At 58.7% G+C, this 18,621-nt stretch carries 15 protein-coding genes; 4 read left to right on the top strand and 11 right to left on the bottom strand.

What is annotated here, in order from left to right; all coding sequences use genetic code 11:
- Positions 1 to 26 precede the first annotated feature (26 nt).
- The gene (gcvA, locus tag AB4Z23_RS10075; RefSeq protein WP_421477182.1) at positions 27 to 929 is read right to left on the bottom strand and encodes a transcriptional regulator GcvA; all 903 of its coding nucleotides are present in this window, start codon (positions 927 to 929) and stop codon (positions 27 to 29) included.
- Between the two features lie 197 nt (positions 930 to 1,126).
- Between gcvA and AB4Z23_RS10070 the strand changes: the two genes are divergently transcribed.
- Positions 1,127 to 2,059: a DMT family transporter gene (locus tag AB4Z23_RS10070; RefSeq protein WP_025594031.1), complete on the top strand. Its 933-nt coding sequence runs from the start codon at positions 1,127 to 1,129 to the stop codon at positions 2,057 to 2,059.
- Between the two features lie 193 nt (positions 2,060 to 2,252).
- Complete coding sequence (locus tag AB4Z23_RS10065; protein ID WP_113291175.1) at positions 2,253 to 2,777, top strand: GNAT family N-acetyltransferase; 525 nt, start codon at positions 2,253 to 2,255, stop codon at positions 2,775 to 2,777.
- Positions 2,778 to 2,781: 4 nt separating this feature from the next.
- Here the strand turns inward: AB4Z23_RS10065 and AB4Z23_RS10060 are convergent, their stop codons facing one another.
- Together AB4Z23_RS10060 and ligA are read right to left on the bottom strand one after the other, a co-directional pair.
- The gene (locus AB4Z23_RS10060; RefSeq protein ID WP_421477178.1) at positions 2,782 to 3,675 is read right to left on the bottom strand and encodes an aminoglycoside phosphotransferase family protein; all 894 of its coding nucleotides are present in this window, start codon (positions 3,673 to 3,675) and stop codon (positions 2,782 to 2,784) included.
- Positions 3,676 to 3,739: 64 nt separating this feature from the next.
- The gene (gene ligA / locus AB4Z23_RS10055) at positions 3,740 to 5,914 is read right to left on the bottom strand and encodes an NAD-dependent DNA ligase LigA (protein ID WP_421477176.1); all 2,175 of its coding nucleotides are present in this window, start codon (positions 5,912 to 5,914) and stop codon (positions 3,740 to 3,742) included.
- A gap of 130 nt (positions 5,915 to 6,044) precedes the next feature.
- Between ligA and AB4Z23_RS10050 the strand changes: the two genes are divergently transcribed.
- Positions 6,045 to 6,659: a LysE family translocator gene (locus tag AB4Z23_RS10050; protein ID WP_421477174.1), complete on the top strand. Its 615-nt coding sequence runs from the start codon at positions 6,045 to 6,047 to the stop codon at positions 6,657 to 6,659.
- Here AB4Z23_RS10050 and recN read toward each other — a convergent pair.
- From recN to AB4Z23_RS10015, 7 genes are all read right to left on the bottom strand, one after another.
- Positions 6,656 to 8,329, bottom strand: coding sequence for a DNA repair protein RecN (gene recN / locus AB4Z23_RS10045; RefSeq protein ID WP_065687185.1), 1,674 nt, complete (start codon positions 8,327 to 8,329; stop codon positions 6,656 to 6,658). The genes AB4Z23_RS10050 and recN overlap by 4 nt on opposite strands.
- 15 nt (positions 8,330 to 8,344) lie before the next feature.
- Positions 8,345 to 9,211 (bottom strand): outer membrane protein assembly factor BamD, encoded by an 867-nt coding sequence (locus AB4Z23_RS10040; RefSeq protein ID WP_003513201.1) that lies wholly within the window; start codon positions 9,209 to 9,211, stop codon positions 8,345 to 8,347.
- 235 nt (positions 9,212 to 9,446) lie between these two features.
- Entirely contained in the window at positions 9,447 to 10,403 is a 957-nt protein-coding gene (lpxC, locus tag AB4Z23_RS10035) for a UDP-3-O-acyl-N-acetylglucosamine deacetylase (protein ID WP_003513204.1), read from the bottom strand.
- Between the two features lie 271 nt (positions 10,404 to 10,674).
- Positions 10,675 to 12,420 carry a cell division protein FtsZ gene (gene ftsZ / locus AB4Z23_RS10030; protein ID WP_065659193.1) on the bottom strand — a complete coding sequence of 582 codons (1,746 nt, stop codon included), beginning with the start codon at positions 12,418 to 12,420 and terminating at the stop codon, positions 10,675 to 10,677.
- 92 nt (positions 12,421 to 12,512) lie between these two features.
- Entirely contained in the window at positions 12,513 to 13,844 is a 1,332-nt protein-coding gene (ftsA, locus tag AB4Z23_RS10025) for a cell division protein FtsA (RefSeq protein WP_003513208.1), read from the bottom strand.
- Positions 13,841 to 14,773, bottom strand: a complete 933-nt coding sequence (locus AB4Z23_RS10020) for a cell division protein FtsQ/DivIB (RefSeq protein ID WP_421477172.1) — start codon at positions 14,771 to 14,773, stop codon at positions 13,841 to 13,843. Before AB4Z23_RS10020 ends, ftsA begins: the two co-directional genes overlap by 4 nt.
- Positions 14,761 to 15,687, bottom strand: a complete 927-nt coding sequence (locus tag AB4Z23_RS10015; protein WP_003513211.1) for a D-alanine--D-alanine ligase — start codon at positions 15,685 to 15,687, stop codon at positions 14,761 to 14,763. The genes AB4Z23_RS10020 and AB4Z23_RS10015 overlap by 13 nt, the downstream gene beginning before the upstream one ends.
- Before the next feature lie 542 nt (positions 15,688 to 16,229).
- On the opposite strand from AB4Z23_RS10015, the gene AB4Z23_RS10010 reads away from it, so the two are divergent.
- Positions 16,230 to 17,534: an MFS transporter gene (locus AB4Z23_RS10010; protein ID WP_025594039.1), complete on the top strand. Its 1,305-nt coding sequence runs from the start codon at positions 16,230 to 16,232 to the stop codon at positions 17,532 to 17,534.
- 69 nt (positions 17,535 to 17,603) lie between these two features.
- Here the strand turns inward: AB4Z23_RS10010 and AB4Z23_RS10005 are convergent, their stop codons facing one another.
- The gene (locus tag AB4Z23_RS10005; protein WP_236759533.1) at positions 17,604 to 18,446 is read right to left on the bottom strand and encodes a GGDEF domain-containing protein; all 843 of its coding nucleotides are present in this window, start codon (positions 18,444 to 18,446) and stop codon (positions 17,604 to 17,606) included.
- Positions 18,447 to 18,621 lie beyond the last annotated feature (175 nt).

The raw sequence follows: 18,621 nt of genomic DNA, 5'->3' as shown, positions 1-18,621 counted from the left end.
TCATTCCGGCATAGACCGGATTGGCGTCAAAGAGAACCGGCTTCGGTAGATCCCGCTTCCGCAAGCATCCAGTCAAGCAGCCTCACAAGATCGGGATTATCAAGCATGCGCCGTGGATAAACCAGGAAATAGGCAAGCGTGCTGGCAATGTCCGTGCCGAAGGGAGCTATCAGCGCTCCCTCGGCAAGTTCGCGGGAAACAAGCGATCGCCGCGTCAGCGCAACACCATGCCCGGCCTTGGCCGCATCCAGCGCGCCGTTGCTGTCGATGAACACGGTGCCCCCGGAAGCATCGACCTCTGTAGCGCCCGCCGTTTCCAGCCAGCGCCGCCACTCGTTGCGGTTTTCATCGTGCAGAAGCGGCACGCATTTCAGATCACCGGCCACCCGAAGCGGGCCATATTTTTCAAAGAGTTGTGGTGAGCAGACCGGCAAGGTGCTGTCGTCTATGAATCGGATGCTTTCCAACCCTTCATAGCGACCAAAACCGTGACGCACGGCCAGATCGACATCGTCCCTTGAGAAATCCACCAGCCGGTTCGTCACGCTGATACGAACATCCACTTGCGGATGTTGTTGCTGAAAGCCGGGCAATCTCGGCATCAGCCATTGCACCGCAAAAGTTGGCGTGCAGCTTAACGTTAAGACCGTAATCTCTGATCGCGCCGTCAGTTCCGCCGTCGCCTCGCGCATCATCCGGAATGCGGTGCGAAGGGAACCGTAATACCGCTCCCCTTCCCTCGTCAGCTGGATGCTGCGCGGCTTGCGGATAAACAGCTGCACGCCAAGGCCGGCTTCCAGCTCCCGGATTTGCAGGCTGACCGCGCCGGGGGTGACGTTTAACTCGTTGGAGGCAAGCGTGACACTGCGGTAGCGCGCCGCAGCCTCAAAGGCCTGCAATCCTTTCAAGGAAGGGAGTTCTGCAACCATGGTTTAGCTGAGCTCAATTATCCGACGAGAAACTATCGTTTGAAAACAACATAATATGAGGAGTAAATAGATGCAACGGGCGCGGACGGAACCAAGATTGCCAGACGACTGATTGAGGTAAACTCAACCGATATCGGGTGGCTGAACGTGGCGTTCTCTGTGACTATTTCAATTTTCCAGCGGTGGGAGAGACGAAGGTGGCAATACAAAAACAGATGGATGCCAGCGAATGGGGGATGCTTGTGGCGCTCTCGCTGCTGTGGGGCGGATCGTTCTTTTTCATCGGCATTGCCGTCAAGGAACTGCCGCCGGTCACCATCGTCACGCTGCGTGTCAGCCTCGCTGCCACGGCACTGCTGATCGTCTGCCGCATCATGGGCCTTCATCTGCCACGGCAATGGGCCGTATGGCGCGCCTTTTTCGGCATGGGCCTGCTCAACAACATCATTCCCTTCTGCCTGATCGTCTGGGGCCAGACCCATATTGCCAGCGGGTTGGCCTCGATCCTCAATGCGACGACGCCGCTCTTTACCGTCATCGTCGCCCATTTCCTCACAGCCGACGAGAAGATGACGGGCAACAAGCTGGCGGGTGTTCTCATCGGTTTTGCCGGCGTGGCGACGATGATCGGCCCGGCAGCCTTTGGCGGTGCGATCTCCGGCCTCTGGGGTCAGATTGCCATTCTCGGCGCAGCTATCTCCTATTCTTTCGCGGGCATATTCGGCCGCCGCTTCAAGGCCATGGGCGTGCCGCCACTGATGACCGCCACCGGCCAGATATCGTCCTCGACACTGATGCTGATCCCCGCCGCGCTCCTCATTGACAAGCCTTGGACGCTTGCCATGCCGAGCCTCGGCACCTGGGGCGCACTCATCGGTATCGCGCTCTTGTCCACGGCCTTGGCCTACCTCATCTTCTTTCGCATCCTTGCAACTGCCGGCGCCACCAATCTCGCGCTCGTCACCTTCCTCATTCCCGTCAGCGCCATCCTTCTCGGTTCGCTCATTCTCGGAGAACAGCTGGAAATCAAGCACTTCGCTGGAATGGCGATGATTGCCGCCGGCCTTGCCGCGATTGACGGCAGGCTGCCGGCAAAACTAAGAGATTTCCTGCGCAAGGCACCCGCTTGACAGTGACAGTTCGTAAAAGCATTCTCGCCATCATGATCGCTATCAAAACGACGACCACCCGCCATATGACGATGACCGGTCAACCGGCAGGGAAAGGCATGTCCGCGCACTGAGCGATCAACATCCACCCCTGCCGATAAGAGCAGGGGTGTCACGCCTGCTCCGAACGCGCCACAAGGAGACAGGCCTGAACATGAAACCAGCGGATATTACAAACAAGCCATTTGATCTAAAGGACGTTGTCCTGCGTGCGACCCGGCTTGAAGACGTCGAAGCCTTGACGGAAATGCTCAACCTTCCCGGCGTCCGGCACGGCACCCTTCGGCAGCCTTTCCAGACGATTGAAAAGACGAGAAAATCGATAGAAAACCGAGCCCCTACCGACATCGTCATCGTCGCGGAGTGGCACGGAAAACTCGTTGGTAACGCCGGATTATACCGCAGAGCGGGCAGACAGTACCATGTCGCCGATCTTGCGATGTCCGTTCACGACGATTTCGCCGGAAAGGGCGTCGGTTCAAGGCTTCTGACGGCACTCATCGACGCGGCCGATAACTGGCATGATATCCGTCGCATCGAACTGAATGTCTTCACCGACAATCTGGCCGCCCTCCGGCTCTATGAGAAACTCGGTTTCGAACGCGAGGGCACCTTGCGCAACGATGCCTATCGCGACGGCAAATATGTCGACGCCTACGTCATGGCACGTCTGCGCTGATGTTTCAGGCGGACAAATGATCGGCAATCACTTCCCGAATGGTCCGACGTGACCATTCGGCCAGTTTCTCATCACGTCCACGTTGAGCCTCAAGCGTGATCAACGCCTTCCACAGCGCCCAGCCGCGCCCGCGCTGCCATGTGGCATTGTCGAGATCCATCGCCTGGCGAAAGACGTTCCGGCTTTCGGCGTCGAGCACGTTCCATGCCAGAATGAGATCGGAAGATGGGTCTCCGACGCCGGAACTGCCGAAGTCTATGACGGCTGAGACGCGGCCATCTCTTACAAGCAGATTGCCTTCGGCAATATCGCCATGCACCCAAACGCCCTGGCCCTGCCAGCTGCTCGAAAGAGCAAGCTGCCATATTTCCGTGGCCAGCCTCTGATCGACCTCATCGACAAGGCGCAACGCCGCCGCCCTCGCCTCGCCGTCATAGACTGCAAGCGACCCACCGCGGTGGAAATTGTGCTCGCCCGCAAACGGACCATCCGTCGCATCGATGCCCTGCAGGGATTTCAAAAACGCTGCTACGTCGACGGCTATTGTTGCGAGATCTATATGCCCAAGATGCCGGGCGAGAGGCTCGCCTTCAAGCCAGCCATAAACGGACCATGGAAACGGATAATCTTGTCCCGGCTCACCAATCGCCAATGGCTTTGGGATCGGAAGAGGCAAAAGAGGCGCAAGCTTCGGCAGCCAGCGATGCTCCTTCTCTACCTGCGCGACATAACCCGCAGCGCTCGGCAGGCGAACGAGCATATCATCACCAAGGCGGAAGCTGCGATTATCCCAGCCGCTCAGTTCCACCGGCCTGACATCAAGCTCCGCCCATTGCGGAAACTGGCTTGCGATCAGCGCTCGAACCTGCTGCGTAGAGATGACGATGCGGTCATCCATGTCCCGTTCCCCGTTTCAGGATGAGACCCATAGCGGCGCAAAACAACGAGGCGATGACGGTGCTTCAGCCACCGATCAGCGCCAGCCACTCGTCCTCGTCCATGGTCTGAACGCCCAGCTCCGCCGCCTTGGCAAGCTTGGAACCTGCCCCCGGCCCGGCCACCAGAATATCCGTCTTCTTTGATACGGAACCGGCCACCTTCGCGCCCAGACTTTCCGCACGGGCCTTGGCCTCGTCGCGCGTGAATTTTTCCAGAGACCCGGTAAAGACCACCGTCTTGCCCGCCACCGGGCTGCCTTCGGTCGAGGGCTTCTCGGCCTCCTTCGGCCGCAGCTCCCGTATCAGCCGGTCGATGACATCGAGATTGCGCGGTTCCTTGTAGAATTCGATGATGGCGCGCGCCACGACCTCGCCGATGCCATCGATACTGTTGAGTTCGGCCCAGGCATCGCTCGCCGGGTCGGCTGCCGCCTTCATGGCTTCCTCGAAATGCTCATAGGTGCCATAGGAACGCGCCAGAAGCTTCGCCGTGGTTTCACCGACGTGACGAATGCCGAGAGCGAAGATCAACCGATGCAGATCGATCTCGCGGCGGGCATCGATGGCATCGAACAGTTTCTTGACGCTGACCTTGCCGAAACCATCTATGTTTTCGAGCTTGGTAAGATGCGATGCCTCCTGCCGCGCCTTCAGCGTGAAAATATCAGGCGCGGTCTTGATGGAGAGGGCCGGATCCTCGCTTTCGAAGAAGAAATCGATCTGCTTGGTACCCAACCCCTCGATATCGAAAGCATTGCGTGAGACGAAATGTTTCAGATGCTCGACCGCCTGCGCCCGGCAGACGAAACCGCCGGTGCAGCGCGTGACCGAATCGAGCTTACCGGTCTTTTCATTGCGCTCCCGCACCGCATGGCTGCCGCACACAGGACATTTCTCCGGAAACGCATATTTCACCGCCTCAGCCGGGCGCTTCTCCAGAAGCACATCCAGCACCTGCGGAATGACATCGCCTGCACGCTGCACGATGACAGTATCGCCAATGCGGATATCATGATCCTCGGGCCGAATGCGCTCGCCGCTATTGCCGATACCCTCGATGTAATCGGCATTGTGTAGCGTCGCATTGGTGACGACGACGCCGCCGACGGTAATCGGGGTGAGACGCGCAACCGGTGTCAGCGCGCCGGTGCGCCCTACCTGGATTTCAATGTTCTCGACCGTGGTGAAGGCCTGCTCGGCCGGAAACTTGTGTGCGGTGGCCCAGCGCGGGCTGCGCGAACGGAAACCCAGCCGTTCCTGAAGGTCAAGCCGGTCGACCTTGTAGACCACGCCGTCGATATCGTAATCGAGATCGGGTCGCGCGACACCGATTTCATTATAATGTTCAAGCAATTGTTCGGCAGACGTGAATCGCTTCATCAGCGGATTGACCGGGAAACCCCATTCCCGGAATTTCTCGACGATACCATATTGCGTGTCGGCAATCCGCGTCGGCTGGCCGCCATTCGAGACCTCGCCAAGCGCATAGGCAAAGAACCGCAGCTTGCGTTTCGCCGTCACATTGGCGTCAAGCTGGCGCAGCGAACCGGAGGCCGTGTTGCGCGGGTTCACATAGGTCTGCTTGCCATCGGCCTCCATCTGGGCATTGAGCGCCATGAAGTCGCTCTTGGCCATATAGACCTCGCCGCGCACCTCCACCACATCGGGTACATCGGCAGGCAGCTGGTTCGGAATTTCCTTGATGGTCTTGATATTGGCGGTAACGTTCTCGCCCGTCGTGCCGTCGCCACGTGTTGCCGCCGTCTTCAGCTTGCCGTTCTCGTAGCGGATGGACATGGAAAGTCCGTCGATCTTCGGCTCGGCGGTAAAGGCAATCGAATCATCCGGCAGGTGCCCGAGGAAGCGGTAAACCGAACTGACGAAATCGCGCAGATCACCTTCAGAAAACGTATTGTCGAGTGACAGCATCGGCCGCGCATGCACGATGGGCGCGAAGGTGGGAAGCGGCGTGAAGCCGACTTTCTTCGAAGGGCTGTCGGCCCGCACCAGCGCCGGGAAAGCCGCCTCTATGGCATCGTTGCGCCGCTTCAGCGCATCGTAGTCCGCGTCCGAAATTTCCGGCGCGTCCTTGCCATGATAAAGCGCATCGTGGCGGGAAAGCTCGGCTGCCAGAAATGCCAGCTCGGAAGAGGCCTCAAGCTCGGTCAGGTTTTCGACGGGAATCTGGTCTTTCGACATGGAAGAAGCCTCACGGATGAATCTGCAATGCTTTTAGCGAATTATTGGCAAACGCAAAACCATCCTCGCTTTTCAACAGGCGGGAATCCGCTATTCTGAGCATCCGGATGAAACAGAAGCCGGAGCCCCCATGGAACTCACCACCCTCATTGCCTTTGCAGCAGCCTTCTTCGTGTTCGCGGCCAGCCCCGGCCCGGACAATATGACGATCGTCGCCCGCACCATCACCCATGGTGCCGCCTCCGGCCTCGCCTATGGGGCCGGAACCGTGGCAGGAATATTGATATTCCTCACGCTTGCAGCCCTCGGCCTGTCGATCCTCGCCGCCGAAATGGGAACGGTGATGGCGGTGCTGCGCTATGGCGGCGCGGCCTATCTCATCTGGATGGGCTTCAAACTCTGGACAGCGGAACCTGTGGTTCCCGATCTGCAACCCATGAATGGCCGCCATAGCCTTCTTTCGATATTCGCCACGGGAACCGCACTCAATCTCGGAAATCCGAAAATGCCGCTCTTTTACGTGGCATTGTTACCGAACGTTGTCGGCGCCTCGCTGACGGTCGATCACCTTCTGGCGCTGGCATCCGTCATCGTCGTGGTGGAGGCGGTTGTGATCGGCGCTCATGTGGTTCTGGCTGTGCGGGCAAGAAAGCTGCTGCGTGAGCCAAGAATCGTCCGCAGGGTGAACCGGGCTGCGGGCGGCGTCATGATCGGCTCCGGCGTGGCGGTTGCCGTCAGCCGTTAATCCTTGGCGGCAAGCAGGCGGGCGGCGGCAGCCCTCGCCTCATCGGTCACCGAGGCACCGGCAAGCATGCGGGCGATTTCTTCGGTGCGATGTTTCGGCTCCATGGTAGCGACACGCGTGGCGATGCGCTCGGTGCCGTCGCCGGAGGGGCCTTTGGAAATGAGAAGATGCGTGGCCGCCCGCGCGGCCACCTGGGGCGCGTGGGTGACGGACAGAACCTGCACGGTTTTCGACAGACGACGCAGCCTCTGGCCAATGGCATCTGCCACAGCGCCGCCAACGCCCGTGTCGATTTCGTCGAACACCAGTGTCGGTGCCGAACCACGATCAGCCAGCGCGACTTTAAGCGCCAGCAGGAAACGGGACAATTCGCCGCCAGAAGCGACTTTCATGATCGGGCCGGGCCGCGTTCCAGGATTGGTCTGAACGTGGAATTCCACGATGTCGATACCGTCAGCCGTCGCTTGCTCCGGGTCGGAGCTGACTTCGACGGTAAAACGTGCCCGCTCCAGCTTGAGCGCCGGAAGCTCCGCCATGACAGCTTCGGAAAGCGCATTCGCCGCATTGCGGCGTTTTTCGGAAAGCGATTTGGCCGCGTGGTCGAAATCGGCTTTCACAACGCCGAGATTGGCTTCAAGTTTGCCGAGCTTTTCTTCGCCCGCATCGAGGTCGGCGAGATCCGCGACCATTTTTTCCGCAAGCGCCGGCAGATCAGGCACCGCGACATTATATTTGCGTCCAGCGGCGCGTAGCGCAAACAGCCGTTCCTCCACCCGCTCCAGCTCGCGTGGATCGAACTCGGTGCGGCGAAGTGCGGCTTCCACTTCCATCTGCGCGTTGGAAAGGCTGTCGAGCGCGGCATCCAGCAATTGCACGGTGTCTTCCAGCAATCCCGGCGCCTCGTGGCTCTTGCGTTCCAGGCGCCGCATCATGGATGCGATCATGGGCACTGGCGAGGCGTTGCCGTTCAGGAACTCGCTAGCTTCGGCGATATCACCGGCAATACGTTCGGATTTCTGCATCACCGCCCGACGTTCGGCAAGCTCCTCCTCCTCGCCGTCGCGCGGCGAGAGCACCTCAAGCTCCTCGACGGAGGAACGCAGATAGTCCGCCTCTCGGGCAGCAGCCTCAACCTTGGCACGATGGGTTTTCAACGCCCGCTCGGCGTCCTTCCATGTGCGGTAGAAACCCTGAACGGCACGGGCATCGTCGCTCAGCCCGGCAAAAGCATCCAGCAGCGTGCGGTGGGCATCGGTATCGACAAGAGCGCGGTCGTCGTGCTGGCCGTGAATTTCGACCAGTAGCTGCCCCAGCTGACGCATCATCTGCACGCTGATGGCCTGATCGTTGATATAGGCCTTTGTGCGTCCGTCTGCGGATTGCACGCGGCGGAAAATCAGGTCGCCATCGTCATCCAGACCGTTTTCGCGCAGGAGATGCCGTGTGGGGTGGCTGTTCGGAACTTCGAAAGTGGCAGTGACCTGTCCCTTCTCTTCCCCGTGGCGCACCAGACCGCCATCGCCGCGGCCCCCGAGGGCCAGCGACAGGCTGTCAAGCAGAATGGATTTGCCCGCGCCCGTCTCACCCGTCAACACGGAAAGGCCCGCCTCAAAGCCGAGGTCGAGCCTTTCAATCAGAACGATGTCACGAATCGAGAGCTGGACCAGCATGGCCTATGCCCTGTCTCAGGCGCCGATAAGCTTCTTGCCGGCGCGCGAAATCCAGGACCCCTTGTTTTCACGCGGCTCCAACCCACCGCCCTTCAGCAGCTTGTAGGAATCCGCATACCATTGGCTGTCGGGATAGTTGTTGCCGAGAACGGCGGCCGCAGTCTGCGCCTCGTCGGAAAGACCCATCGCATAATAGGATTCCGTCAGACGGGCCAGCGCTTCCTCGATCTGGTTGGTGTTCTGGTATTGCTCGACGACGATACGGAAACGCGAAACGGCGGCGAGATATTCCTTGCGCTCAAGGTAATAACGGCCGACCTGCATTTCGCGGCCAGCGAGCTGGTCGCGGGCGAAACGGATCTTGGCCTGCGCGTCAGCGACATATTCCGAATCAGGGTAGTCGTTGACCACCTTGCTCATCGCCTCGACCGTGCGCTGCGCGGCGCGCTGGTCCTGCGTCACGTCGGAAATCTGCTTCGAATAGGCAAGACCGATCATGTACTGAACGTAGGCGGCATCCTTGGAGCGCGGATATTGGCGCAGGAAGCGGCTGCCCGACGCGATGGCCACGTCGTTCTTGTTGGTGCGAGTGGCGATGAAGGTCTGCATCACAAGCGCCTTCTGGCCCCATTCGGTGAAGGGATATTGCTTGTCGATCGCCTCGAACTTGCGTGAGGCTTCCGTCATGTTGCCGGCGTTCATGTTGGCAAGCCCCTGCTTGTACAGAACGTCTGGCGGATCGGTCTCGACGCCGAGCTTGGTAATGTCGATATCCGGATCGGACTGGCAGGCCGTGACGGCAACACTCGCACCGACCAACATCAACGAAACGGCGATCCCCCGCATCGTACCCTTCATTGCACCAGACCCTACATGCTTCATTCGACAGTTCCCACTTCCCGCGCAAATACATAAGCATCGGCTTTGCACTGGCGTTTCTAGCCATAAAAGCATCTGCAGGGCAACGCAATGATGATGCATTAACGCATTTTTATGGCATCGGCCCATGCAATCGCATGAATATCAGGCGGTATGACAAAACATCCCGCCCCTCATCGTGAAAAAGCCGCCCCGAAACGGAGCGGCTTTTCCTGTCAATCAATAGCCTGCAACAAACTCAAGCGGACCAGGGTGCAAATTCCGGCATGTTGACCGGAACGAATTCGCGGGCACGTACCTGGTTGCGGGCGGCCGGAGCCTCCACGATCTCATAGGCCGAGCGGTCGCTCAGCAAAGCCTTCAGCGCGTTGGCATTGACCTTGTGGCCGCCGCGATAGGAGCGATAGCAACCGATGAACTGCGCACCGGCAAGTGCCAGGTCGCCCACGGCGTCCAGCGTCTTATGGCGAACGAATTCGTCCTTGGCATAACGCAGGCCTTCCATGTTGATGACGCTGTTGTCGTCGGAGATGACAACAGAGTTTTCAAGCGAAGAGCCGAGTGCGTAACCGGCAGCCCACAGGCGCTCCACGTCACGCATGAAGCCGAAGGTGCGGGCGCGCGAAAGCTCGTTCTTGAACGTATCCGCCGTCAGGTCGCCCTTCCAGGACTGCTTGCCGATCAGTGGCGTGTCGAAATCGATATCGACCTCGAACCGCGTGCCGTCGTAAGGGCGGAATTCCGCCCAGGACGCACCCGAATCGATGCGCACCGGCTTGATGACGCGGATATAGCGGCGCTTCACACCAAGGTTCTTGATGCCAGCCGATTCGATCGCATCGATAAATGGCGCAGAGCTGCCGTCCATGATCGGCACTTCCGGACCGTCGACCTCAACGACGAGGTTATCGAGGCCCATGGCGTAGATGGCGGCCATGACGTGCTCGACCGTTGCCACTGACTGGGATAGCGAGCGGCCGAGCACGGTGCACAGATCGGTATTGCCGACATTGGAAGACACCGCCTTCAACTCGGTTACGCTGCCATTTTCATGAAGGCGCTGAAACACGATGCCCGTTCCGGCTTCTGCGGGCTGGAACGTCATCGAAGCCGGATTGCCGGAATGCACGCCAATGCCCTTGAGCTGAACAGCATTTGCGATAGTCGTCTGAAATCCGAGCAGTCCGATAGTCATGCGTATATGCCTTGTTTTGAAAACCGCGCCGTATATTCAGCGCCGTTCAAGTTTTTCAAGCCGGTTTCAACAACCGGCAAGGTCAATGTTTTCCCTTACCCAGCCTCATACATACGCACATGAAAGTGCCAGGACAAATCACTGTTCGTTTCGGATTGTTACACGCACAAGCCATTGAAAAGATGAATTAATTTACTGTTAATAACGCACAATAAAACAAAACGCCCGGGTCGTGTGACCCGGGCGTTTGGAGAGGCGAACGGAATCGCTGTTAGTTGGACTGGCGACGCAGGAACGCCGGAATTTCCAGCTGGTCGTCGTCATGGTGGCTTGCCGAAGAAGGCGTCGCACGACCGTGATCGTCAAGCTGGCCACGACGCGGAGCGTAGAGGCTGGCTTCCGGCGAAAGTGCGCGGCGCTGCTGCGGCGCCATGCTCGGCGCATCCATCATTTCGGAAGGAACTTCTTCCTCTTCGCGTCGACCAAGCGAGTTGGTGATGCGCTTCAGAAGACCCATCGGGCCACGCTCTTCCTGGGCTGCAGGAGCTGCGTGGGCACGGTGATCCATCTCGGCCTTCACGACCGGCGGAAAGTCCTCGACCTTCGGCATGCGGACAGGCTCGGGCTGGCGGGCAACAGGAGCCTGCTCCTGATAGACCGGAGCCTGCGGCTGCTGCAGACGCGGAGCGGCAACCTGTTCCGGCGCGTGATAGACCGGTGCCGGGGCAACAGGTGCCGGAGCAGCCTGCTGAACCGGCTGTGCCGGACGGAGAGCTGCCGGTGCTTCAGCCGGAGCGGATGCAAACAGCTTGCTCTGCGGACGGAAATCCTGAGAGGGCTGCTGGTGTGCTGCGAAACCAAGTTCACGTTCCATTTCGGCTTCCGCCGAACGGATGGTCTGGGCGATCTGGTCTACGGTCTTTGGTGCCTGCGATACTGCTTGTGCAGGCTGAACTGCGGCCGGAGCGGGAGCAACGGCCGCGGAAGGACGGATAAGCGGCTTGGCGGCTGCGGCGCGCATATCGGCAATGTTCTGTTCGCCAACGCCCGCAACGCGGTCGATGCCGGTCGCGACGACGGAGACGCGGATGAGACCTTCAAGTGCCTCGTCGAAGGTTGCGCCGAGGATGATGTTGGCATCCGGATCGACTTCTTCGCGAATACGGGTAGCCGCTTCGTCGACTTCGAACAGGGTAAGATCGCGACCGCCGGTGATGGAGATCAGGAGGCCCTGTGCGCCCTTCATCGAGGTTTCGTCGAGCAGCGGGTTGGCGATTGCCGCTTCCGCAGCCTGCATCGCACGGCCCGGACCGGAAGCTTCGCCAGTACCCATCATTGCGCGGCCCATTTCACGCATGACCGAGCGAACGTCAGCGAAGTCGAGGTTGATGAGACCTTCCTTCACCATCAGATCGGTAATGCAGGCAACGCCGGAATAGAGAACCTGGTCAGCCATGGCGAAGGCATCGGCAAAGGTCGTCTTGTCGTTGGCAATGCGGAAGAGGTTCTGGTTCGGAATGACGATCAGCGTATCGACGGACTTCTGCAGTTCCTCGATGCCCTGTTCGGCAAGACGCATGCGGCGACCGCCTTCGAAATGGAAAGGCTTGGTAACGACGCCGACCGTCAGAATGCCCTTGTTGCGGGCAGCCTGTGCGACGACAGGTGCAGCACCCGTTCCGGTACCACCTCCCATGCCGGCCGTGACGAAGCACATGTGGGTGCCGTTCAGGTGATCGATGATCTCATCGATGCATTCTTCAGCGGCGGCGCGTCCGACTTCCGGCTGGGAACCGGCACCGAGACCCTCGGTGACGTTGACGCCGAGCTGGATGACCCGGTCTGCCTTCGTCATGGTCAGAGCCTGTGCATCCGTGTTGGCGACGACGAAATCGACACCCTGGAGGCCAGCCGTGATCATGTTGTTGACAGCGTTACCGCCACCGCCGCCCACACCGAAAACAGTGATGCGTGGCTTCAGCTCGGTGATATCAGGCTTTTGCAGCTGTATCGTCATTTTACCATTCCTTCTTTCTCTGGCCGCATCGCCCCGCTGGCCGATTCTTGAAAACTCAACTTGGAAACCTCAGGCTCACGCCACGAGGCTACTCAGAAACTCTCTTTCAGCCATTGCCCTACCCGGGCTATCCGGCCGCTACCCGTACCAAACGGCGAGAACATTCCGCCTTGCGCCGCATGAATTTCGATGTCCGCCACCTGCGGATAGATCATCAGTCCGCATGCGGTTGAAAATGCCGGTCCCTTTGCCGCAACCGGAAGACCCGCAACCCCCATGGGGCGGCCGATACGAACGTTGCGGGCAAGAATGCGCCGTGCCGTTTCCGGCAGCCCCGTCAGCTGGCTCGCGCCGCCCGTCAGGACAACACGTTTGCCGACGATGGGGCTGAAGCCGGACTTCTGGATACGATCACGGATCAATTCCAGCGTCTCTTCGATACGCGCCCGCACGATGCGGGTAACAAGTGCCCTTGAAACTTGCGATGGTTGATCGCGATCATCTTCGCCAATCGGCGGGATCGAAATCATGTCGCGCTCATCCGCGCCATTCAGCAAAGCCGAACCATGCACCACCTTCAGTCTCTCCGCATCTTCGATTCGTGTCGAGAGGCCTCGTGCAAGATCTGTCGTAACGTGATGGCCGCCAAGGCCGATCGCGTCGGTATGAATGAGACGGCCTTCGGCGAAAACCGAGATCGTCGTGGTGCCGCCGCCCATGTCGATGGCCGCACAGCCAAGCTCGACCTCGTCATCGACCAATGCCGCAAGACCGCTGGCATAGGGCGTCGCCACCATGCCCTCGACCGAAAGATGCGCACGATTGACGCAAAGCTCGAGGTTCTTCAGCGCCGTGCGTTCGACAGTCACCACATGCATGTCGACACCGAGAAGATCGCCATACATCGACAGCGGATCACGAATGCCGCGCTCGCCATCCAGCGAATAGCCTGTTGGCAGCGAATGCAGGATCGCCCGATCCTGACGCATGGACTGCTGGCTCGCCGCCACCAGAACCTTGCGCAGGTCGCTTGCTTCCACTTCCTGTCCGCCGAGATCGATGCTCGCGGTATAGATGTCGCTTGCCAGCCTGCCGGCGGAAACATTGACGATCAGGCTGTCGACGGTCAGGCCTGCCATGCGCTCGGCCGCATCCACCGAAAGACGGATCACGCCTTCGAGCGCGTCAAGATCGGCGATCACGCCGGATTTCACACCGCGCGAGCGCTGGTGACCAATGCCGATGATTTCCACCTTGTGGGTGCGACCCGGCAGGATTTCGCTTTCCTGGCGCGGCGTCAGCCGTCCGATCATGCAAACGACCTTGGTCGAGCCGATGTCGAGCACCGAGACGATGTGGCTGCGTTTGGAAGACAGCGGCTTCAGACGAGGCAGGCCGAAATGGGAAGAACCAAAAAAGCTCATGTGTTCTTCTCCGCTTTCTTGAGTGCCTTCGTGCGTGCATCTACCGCCGTCTGGCGGCGCTCTGCTGCGCCTTCGGTCAACTGGATCGTGGTGCGGTCCGTCAGACGCAGATCGACGGCAGCGACATCACGCGACAGAACCTTTTCCTCGAGATCGAGCCGTGCCAGCAATTGCAGTGCCTGCGGCAGGTTCTCTTCCGGCAGCTTGACGACGATGCCGTTGTCGAGATGCAGATCCCAGCGGCGGCCGGCAATGCGAACATAGGCGCGAACGCGGTTGCGAATTTCCGGCCAATCAGCCAGTTGCCCTACGAAACCGGCAGCACCCGTTTCCGCGTCGCGTCCGACGAACAGCGGCAGGGCGGCAAATTTATTGTCACGCAGCGGCGCGATCACGCTGCCGCTTTTTTCGATCAGCGACAGTTCCGTGCCATGCTGCCAGATGCCGAAAGCTTCACGCTCCTTCAGGCGAACCTCAACCGTCTTCGGGTAGACCTTGCGGATATCAACATCTTCGACCCAGGGAAGCTGGACGAGCTTGCGGCGTGCCGCATCGATATCAAGCGCAATCAGGGAGGTGCTGCCGTCAAGGCCGAGAAGCTGGAAGACTTCGATTTCCGATGTCTGCAAATTGCCGGATACCTTGACGTCCTCAACCGCAAAACCGGCGGCCGAGGTCGTGGTCTGGGTGACGATATTCGTATGTCCGCCAAGCGACATGCCGTAAAGCCCGATCACCGCGTAAAAGGCAACAGCCGAAATCGTGCCGGTATGGGCGGGAATGTGGATGCGTCCGGTCGCAAGGCTGACACCGAAACGCACGAAACGACGCAGCGGACGCGGCAGCACCCTGCGATCGTCGGCATTTGCCGTCGCCACGAATTGCTCGCGCTTTTTTGCCGTCGACTTTTTGCCGGTCACCGCAAACACGAAGCGTCCTCCACCATCCAGCTGACAAGGTTACCAAAGGAGCGGCCAGCATGGGCCGCCATTTCCGGCACCAGGGAGGTCGGCGTCATGCCCGGCTGCGTATTCACTTCAAGCCAGATAACTTCGCCATCTTCTGAGAAGCGGTCGTCGTAACGAAAGTCTGAACGGCTTACGCCACGGCACCCGATCGCCCGATGCGCCATAACCGCCAGTGTTTGAATTTTTTGGTAAATTTTTGGTGAAATTTCTGCCGGAATGACATGCTTTGAGCCACCGGCTGCGTATTTAGCGTCATAATCATAGAAATTGTGACCCAGCGGCACCACTTCCGTCACACCTAGCGCCTCGCCGTCGAGCACGCCGCAGGTCAGTTCGCGACCATGGATGTAACGCTCGACCATGACGTGATCGCCGTAACGCCATTCGGACGAGGTAAGGATTTGCGGCGGATGCGACTGGTCTTCCTTGACGATCACCACACCGAAGCTAGAGCCTTCGCGCACCGGCTTCACGACGTAGGGCGGCGCAAGCGGATGTTCGCTGGTGAATTCGAACCGGTTCATGACGCGTTCGTCAGCCACCGGAATGCCAGCAGCCGCAGCCACTTTCTTGGCCTGCGCCTTGTCCATGGCAAGTGCAGAAGCGAGCACGCCGGAATGGGTATAGGGAATGGCGAGATATTCGAGAATGCCTTGAATGGTGCCGTCTTCACCGAAGGGGCCATGCAGCGCATTGAAGGCGACATCCGGGCGCAGCTCGCCGAGTACGGCGGCGATATCGCGCCCCACATCGACCCGGGTGACCTTGTACCCCTCGCCCTCAAGGGCGAGCGCGCAAGCGTTCCCGGACGAGAGGCTGACCGGCCGCTCCGACGAAAACCCACCCAAAAGAACAGCTACGTGCTTGCCGCCCATCGATACCTCTGACACCAAATCTCCGCTACGATCCGCACCGGAACCAACCGAATTTGACGAACGGTGATTCTGGCACATGATCCTTGAGATCAGTTAAACGCCATTAAGGTTAATGAATCGTTTACTTTCGTTAACCGCCGCGCCCAACATGCCAGTTCCATTAAAGAATCAGCATCGATCCGAATTACCTCCTTGGAATCAGAGAGTTGGACGGATTGCAACATGCAGGTTTTCAATGATCGGAAATAGAACGAGGGTGCCGCACACTTCTATCCCTGATAAAGACAAGGCGAAAACGTTAACGGATGATGCTTTTCCCCAGCGAAAATTATCTGACGTTTCAGCATTTTAAATCCGTCGCCTGAATCAGTCTCTCAATCTTGAGACTGCGTCCTCGCACACGCTGCGGTGCCTGTCGCGCCAGCCGATCACATTGTCCGCATTATTTCTTTTTTAGCATTCCAAAAGAACAAAAATTGCGTTAACGCAGTCAATGCCTCCCAAGGCATGACATGCAATCATCCAAAAATGGGACCAAAACCATGACTGACGCGGTATCTCAGGTATCGCCGACAGCTGGCAATTCGAACGTTGTAAAGACAAATTCGCCTGCACGAGTTCTCACTGCCAGCCTGGTCGGCACGACCATCGAGTTTTTCGATTTTTACGTTTACGCCACGGCCGCAGTGCTCGTGTTTCCGACATTGTTCTTCCCGAACAATGATCCGATGACGGCACTTCTGGCATCCTTCGCCACCTTCTCCATCGCCTTTTTCGCCCGCCCGCTCGGCGCCGTCGTTTTCGGCCATTATGGTGACCGCGTCGGCCGTAAAGCTACGCTTGTCGCCGCTCTGCTGACCATGGGCGTATCGACGGTCGTGATCGGCCTTCTGCCGTCCTATGAGACAGCCGGTGTTCTGGCACCTCTGTTGCTGGCGCTTTGCCGCTTCGGTCAGGGCTTCGGTCTTGGCGGAGAATGGGGTGGCGCGGTCCTGCTCGCCACGGAAAACGCTCCTCCCGGCAAGCGCAGCTGGTACGGGATGTTTCCGCAGCTCGGCGCGCCCGTCGGTCTGTTCCTCTCCTCCGGCGTCTTCTGGATCCTGCTGCACTTCATGTCGCAGGAAGCGCTTCTGAGCTGGGGCTGGCGCATTCCCTTCGTCGCTTCGATCATCCTGATCGCGGTTGGCATGTGGGTTCGTCTGTCGATCACCGAAACGCCAGCCTTCCAGAAGGCGATCGAAAAGGAAGAACGTGTTGCCGTGCCGGTCGTGGAACTGTTCCGCAACCACAAGCGCAGCCTCGCGCTCGGCACTTTCGTAGCGTTGGCTACCTTCGTGCTGTTCTATATCGGTACCGCCTATCTGCTGTCCTACAACGTCAAGGTTCTGAAAATCCCGTTCCTCGACGCACTCGAAGTGCAGATCATGGGCTCCATCGTTTTCGGCATCTTCATCCCGATCGCCGGCAAGCTCGCTGAGCGCTTCGGCCGTCGCGAAATCCTGATCCTGACGACGGTGCTGATCGGCCTGTTCTCGTTCCTGCTGCCTACCCTGATGACAGGCGGCGAAGGTTCGATCTTCATCTTCGCGGCTCTTGCGATGACGCTGATGGGCATGACCTACGGCCTGATTGGAACGGCGCTTGCCGCCCCCTTCCCGACAAGGGTGCGCTACACCGGCTCGTCCATCACCTTCAACATGGCCGGCATCTTCGGCGCATCGCTGGCACCCTACATCGCCACATGGCTGCAGGTGAATTACGGCATGGGATATGTCGGATATTACCTCTGCGTATCCGCCCTCATCACGCTCGCCTGCATTCTTCTGTCCCGCAAGGATGAAGTCTGAGCGACAAGCCACTAAAAGATCGGGGCCGCGAAATCACCTTTCGCGGCCTTTTTTCGTTTGTGATGATCCTCAAGCGATAATTTGACGGCCACCTTTCGCGCCCGACGAACAGATGCGATTACGCCCGCTACGTTTCGCCTCGTAGAGCGCCATATCCGCATTGTGCATGACCTTCTCGAAAATCTCCCTGTTCCCGCGCAAGGCCACACCTATCGAGATGGTGGTACTGATCTGCAAATCCTGAAAATGAACCGTTGTCGTCGCGATCTTCTCACGGACGCCTTCGCACTGTTCCAGGAACCGGTCCGGGGCAAGGGTGTGGACGACGACAAACTCTTCACCGCCCATCCGCGCCACATGAGCAGCTTCATCGAAACCTTCCCGAATTGTCTTGGCAACACTGGAGATAACCATGTCACCAGCCAAATGGCCGTAGCTGTCATTCACGGACTTAAAATGATCAATGTCGATAAATGCGACGCAATATGGCGTACTCAGGTGAACGCAATTCGAATAAAGACCTAGCCGGTTATGAAGACCTGTCAGAGCATCAGTCTGGCTGAGCTGCGCAAAACGCTCGTGTGACTGGATCAGTAACTGCATCTGCCTCGCATTGAGCCAGCAAATTAAAAAACCGACGGTGAAAGAGATTGTCGTACTAAGGACCAGGCCGATCGTGAGCCCATTGCTCAAGTCCGAGACCAGGTCCAACTGCGCCATCGTCAGGATCGCAACGACACAGATAACGGCGGCTATGGAAGCGATCAGGCAAGCCAATCGAAATGATGACTGTACCGGGTCAAGCCGACGCCATCCATCCGGTGTCGCCACGGTGAAAGTCGTTATCGCGACGAGTTCGCTTATAAAACGTGACAGCTGTCCGCTTACGCGATCGGCAATGAAAATGCTCATAAATATCACCCAAGCAGTAGAGTGGCGCAACGCTGCCTCTCCCGTAATCTAAATACTGCTTATAGATAAAAACTATTGATCGACCGTTACCCGTCGCCAAGGGTGATATGAAACAAAAACTCCTGGCCGCTTGGTGCTGCCAGGAGAGATATGAAACGGCTAACGCAGTTGCTCA

It is taken from the genome of Agrobacterium sp. MCAB5, from assembly GCF_052114365.1.
In the GTDB taxonomy this organism is placed as follows: domain Bacteria; phylum Pseudomonadota; class Alphaproteobacteria; order Rhizobiales; family Rhizobiaceae; genus Agrobacterium; species Agrobacterium tumefaciens.
This window is presented reverse-complemented; position numbering and strand designations above follow the sequence as displayed.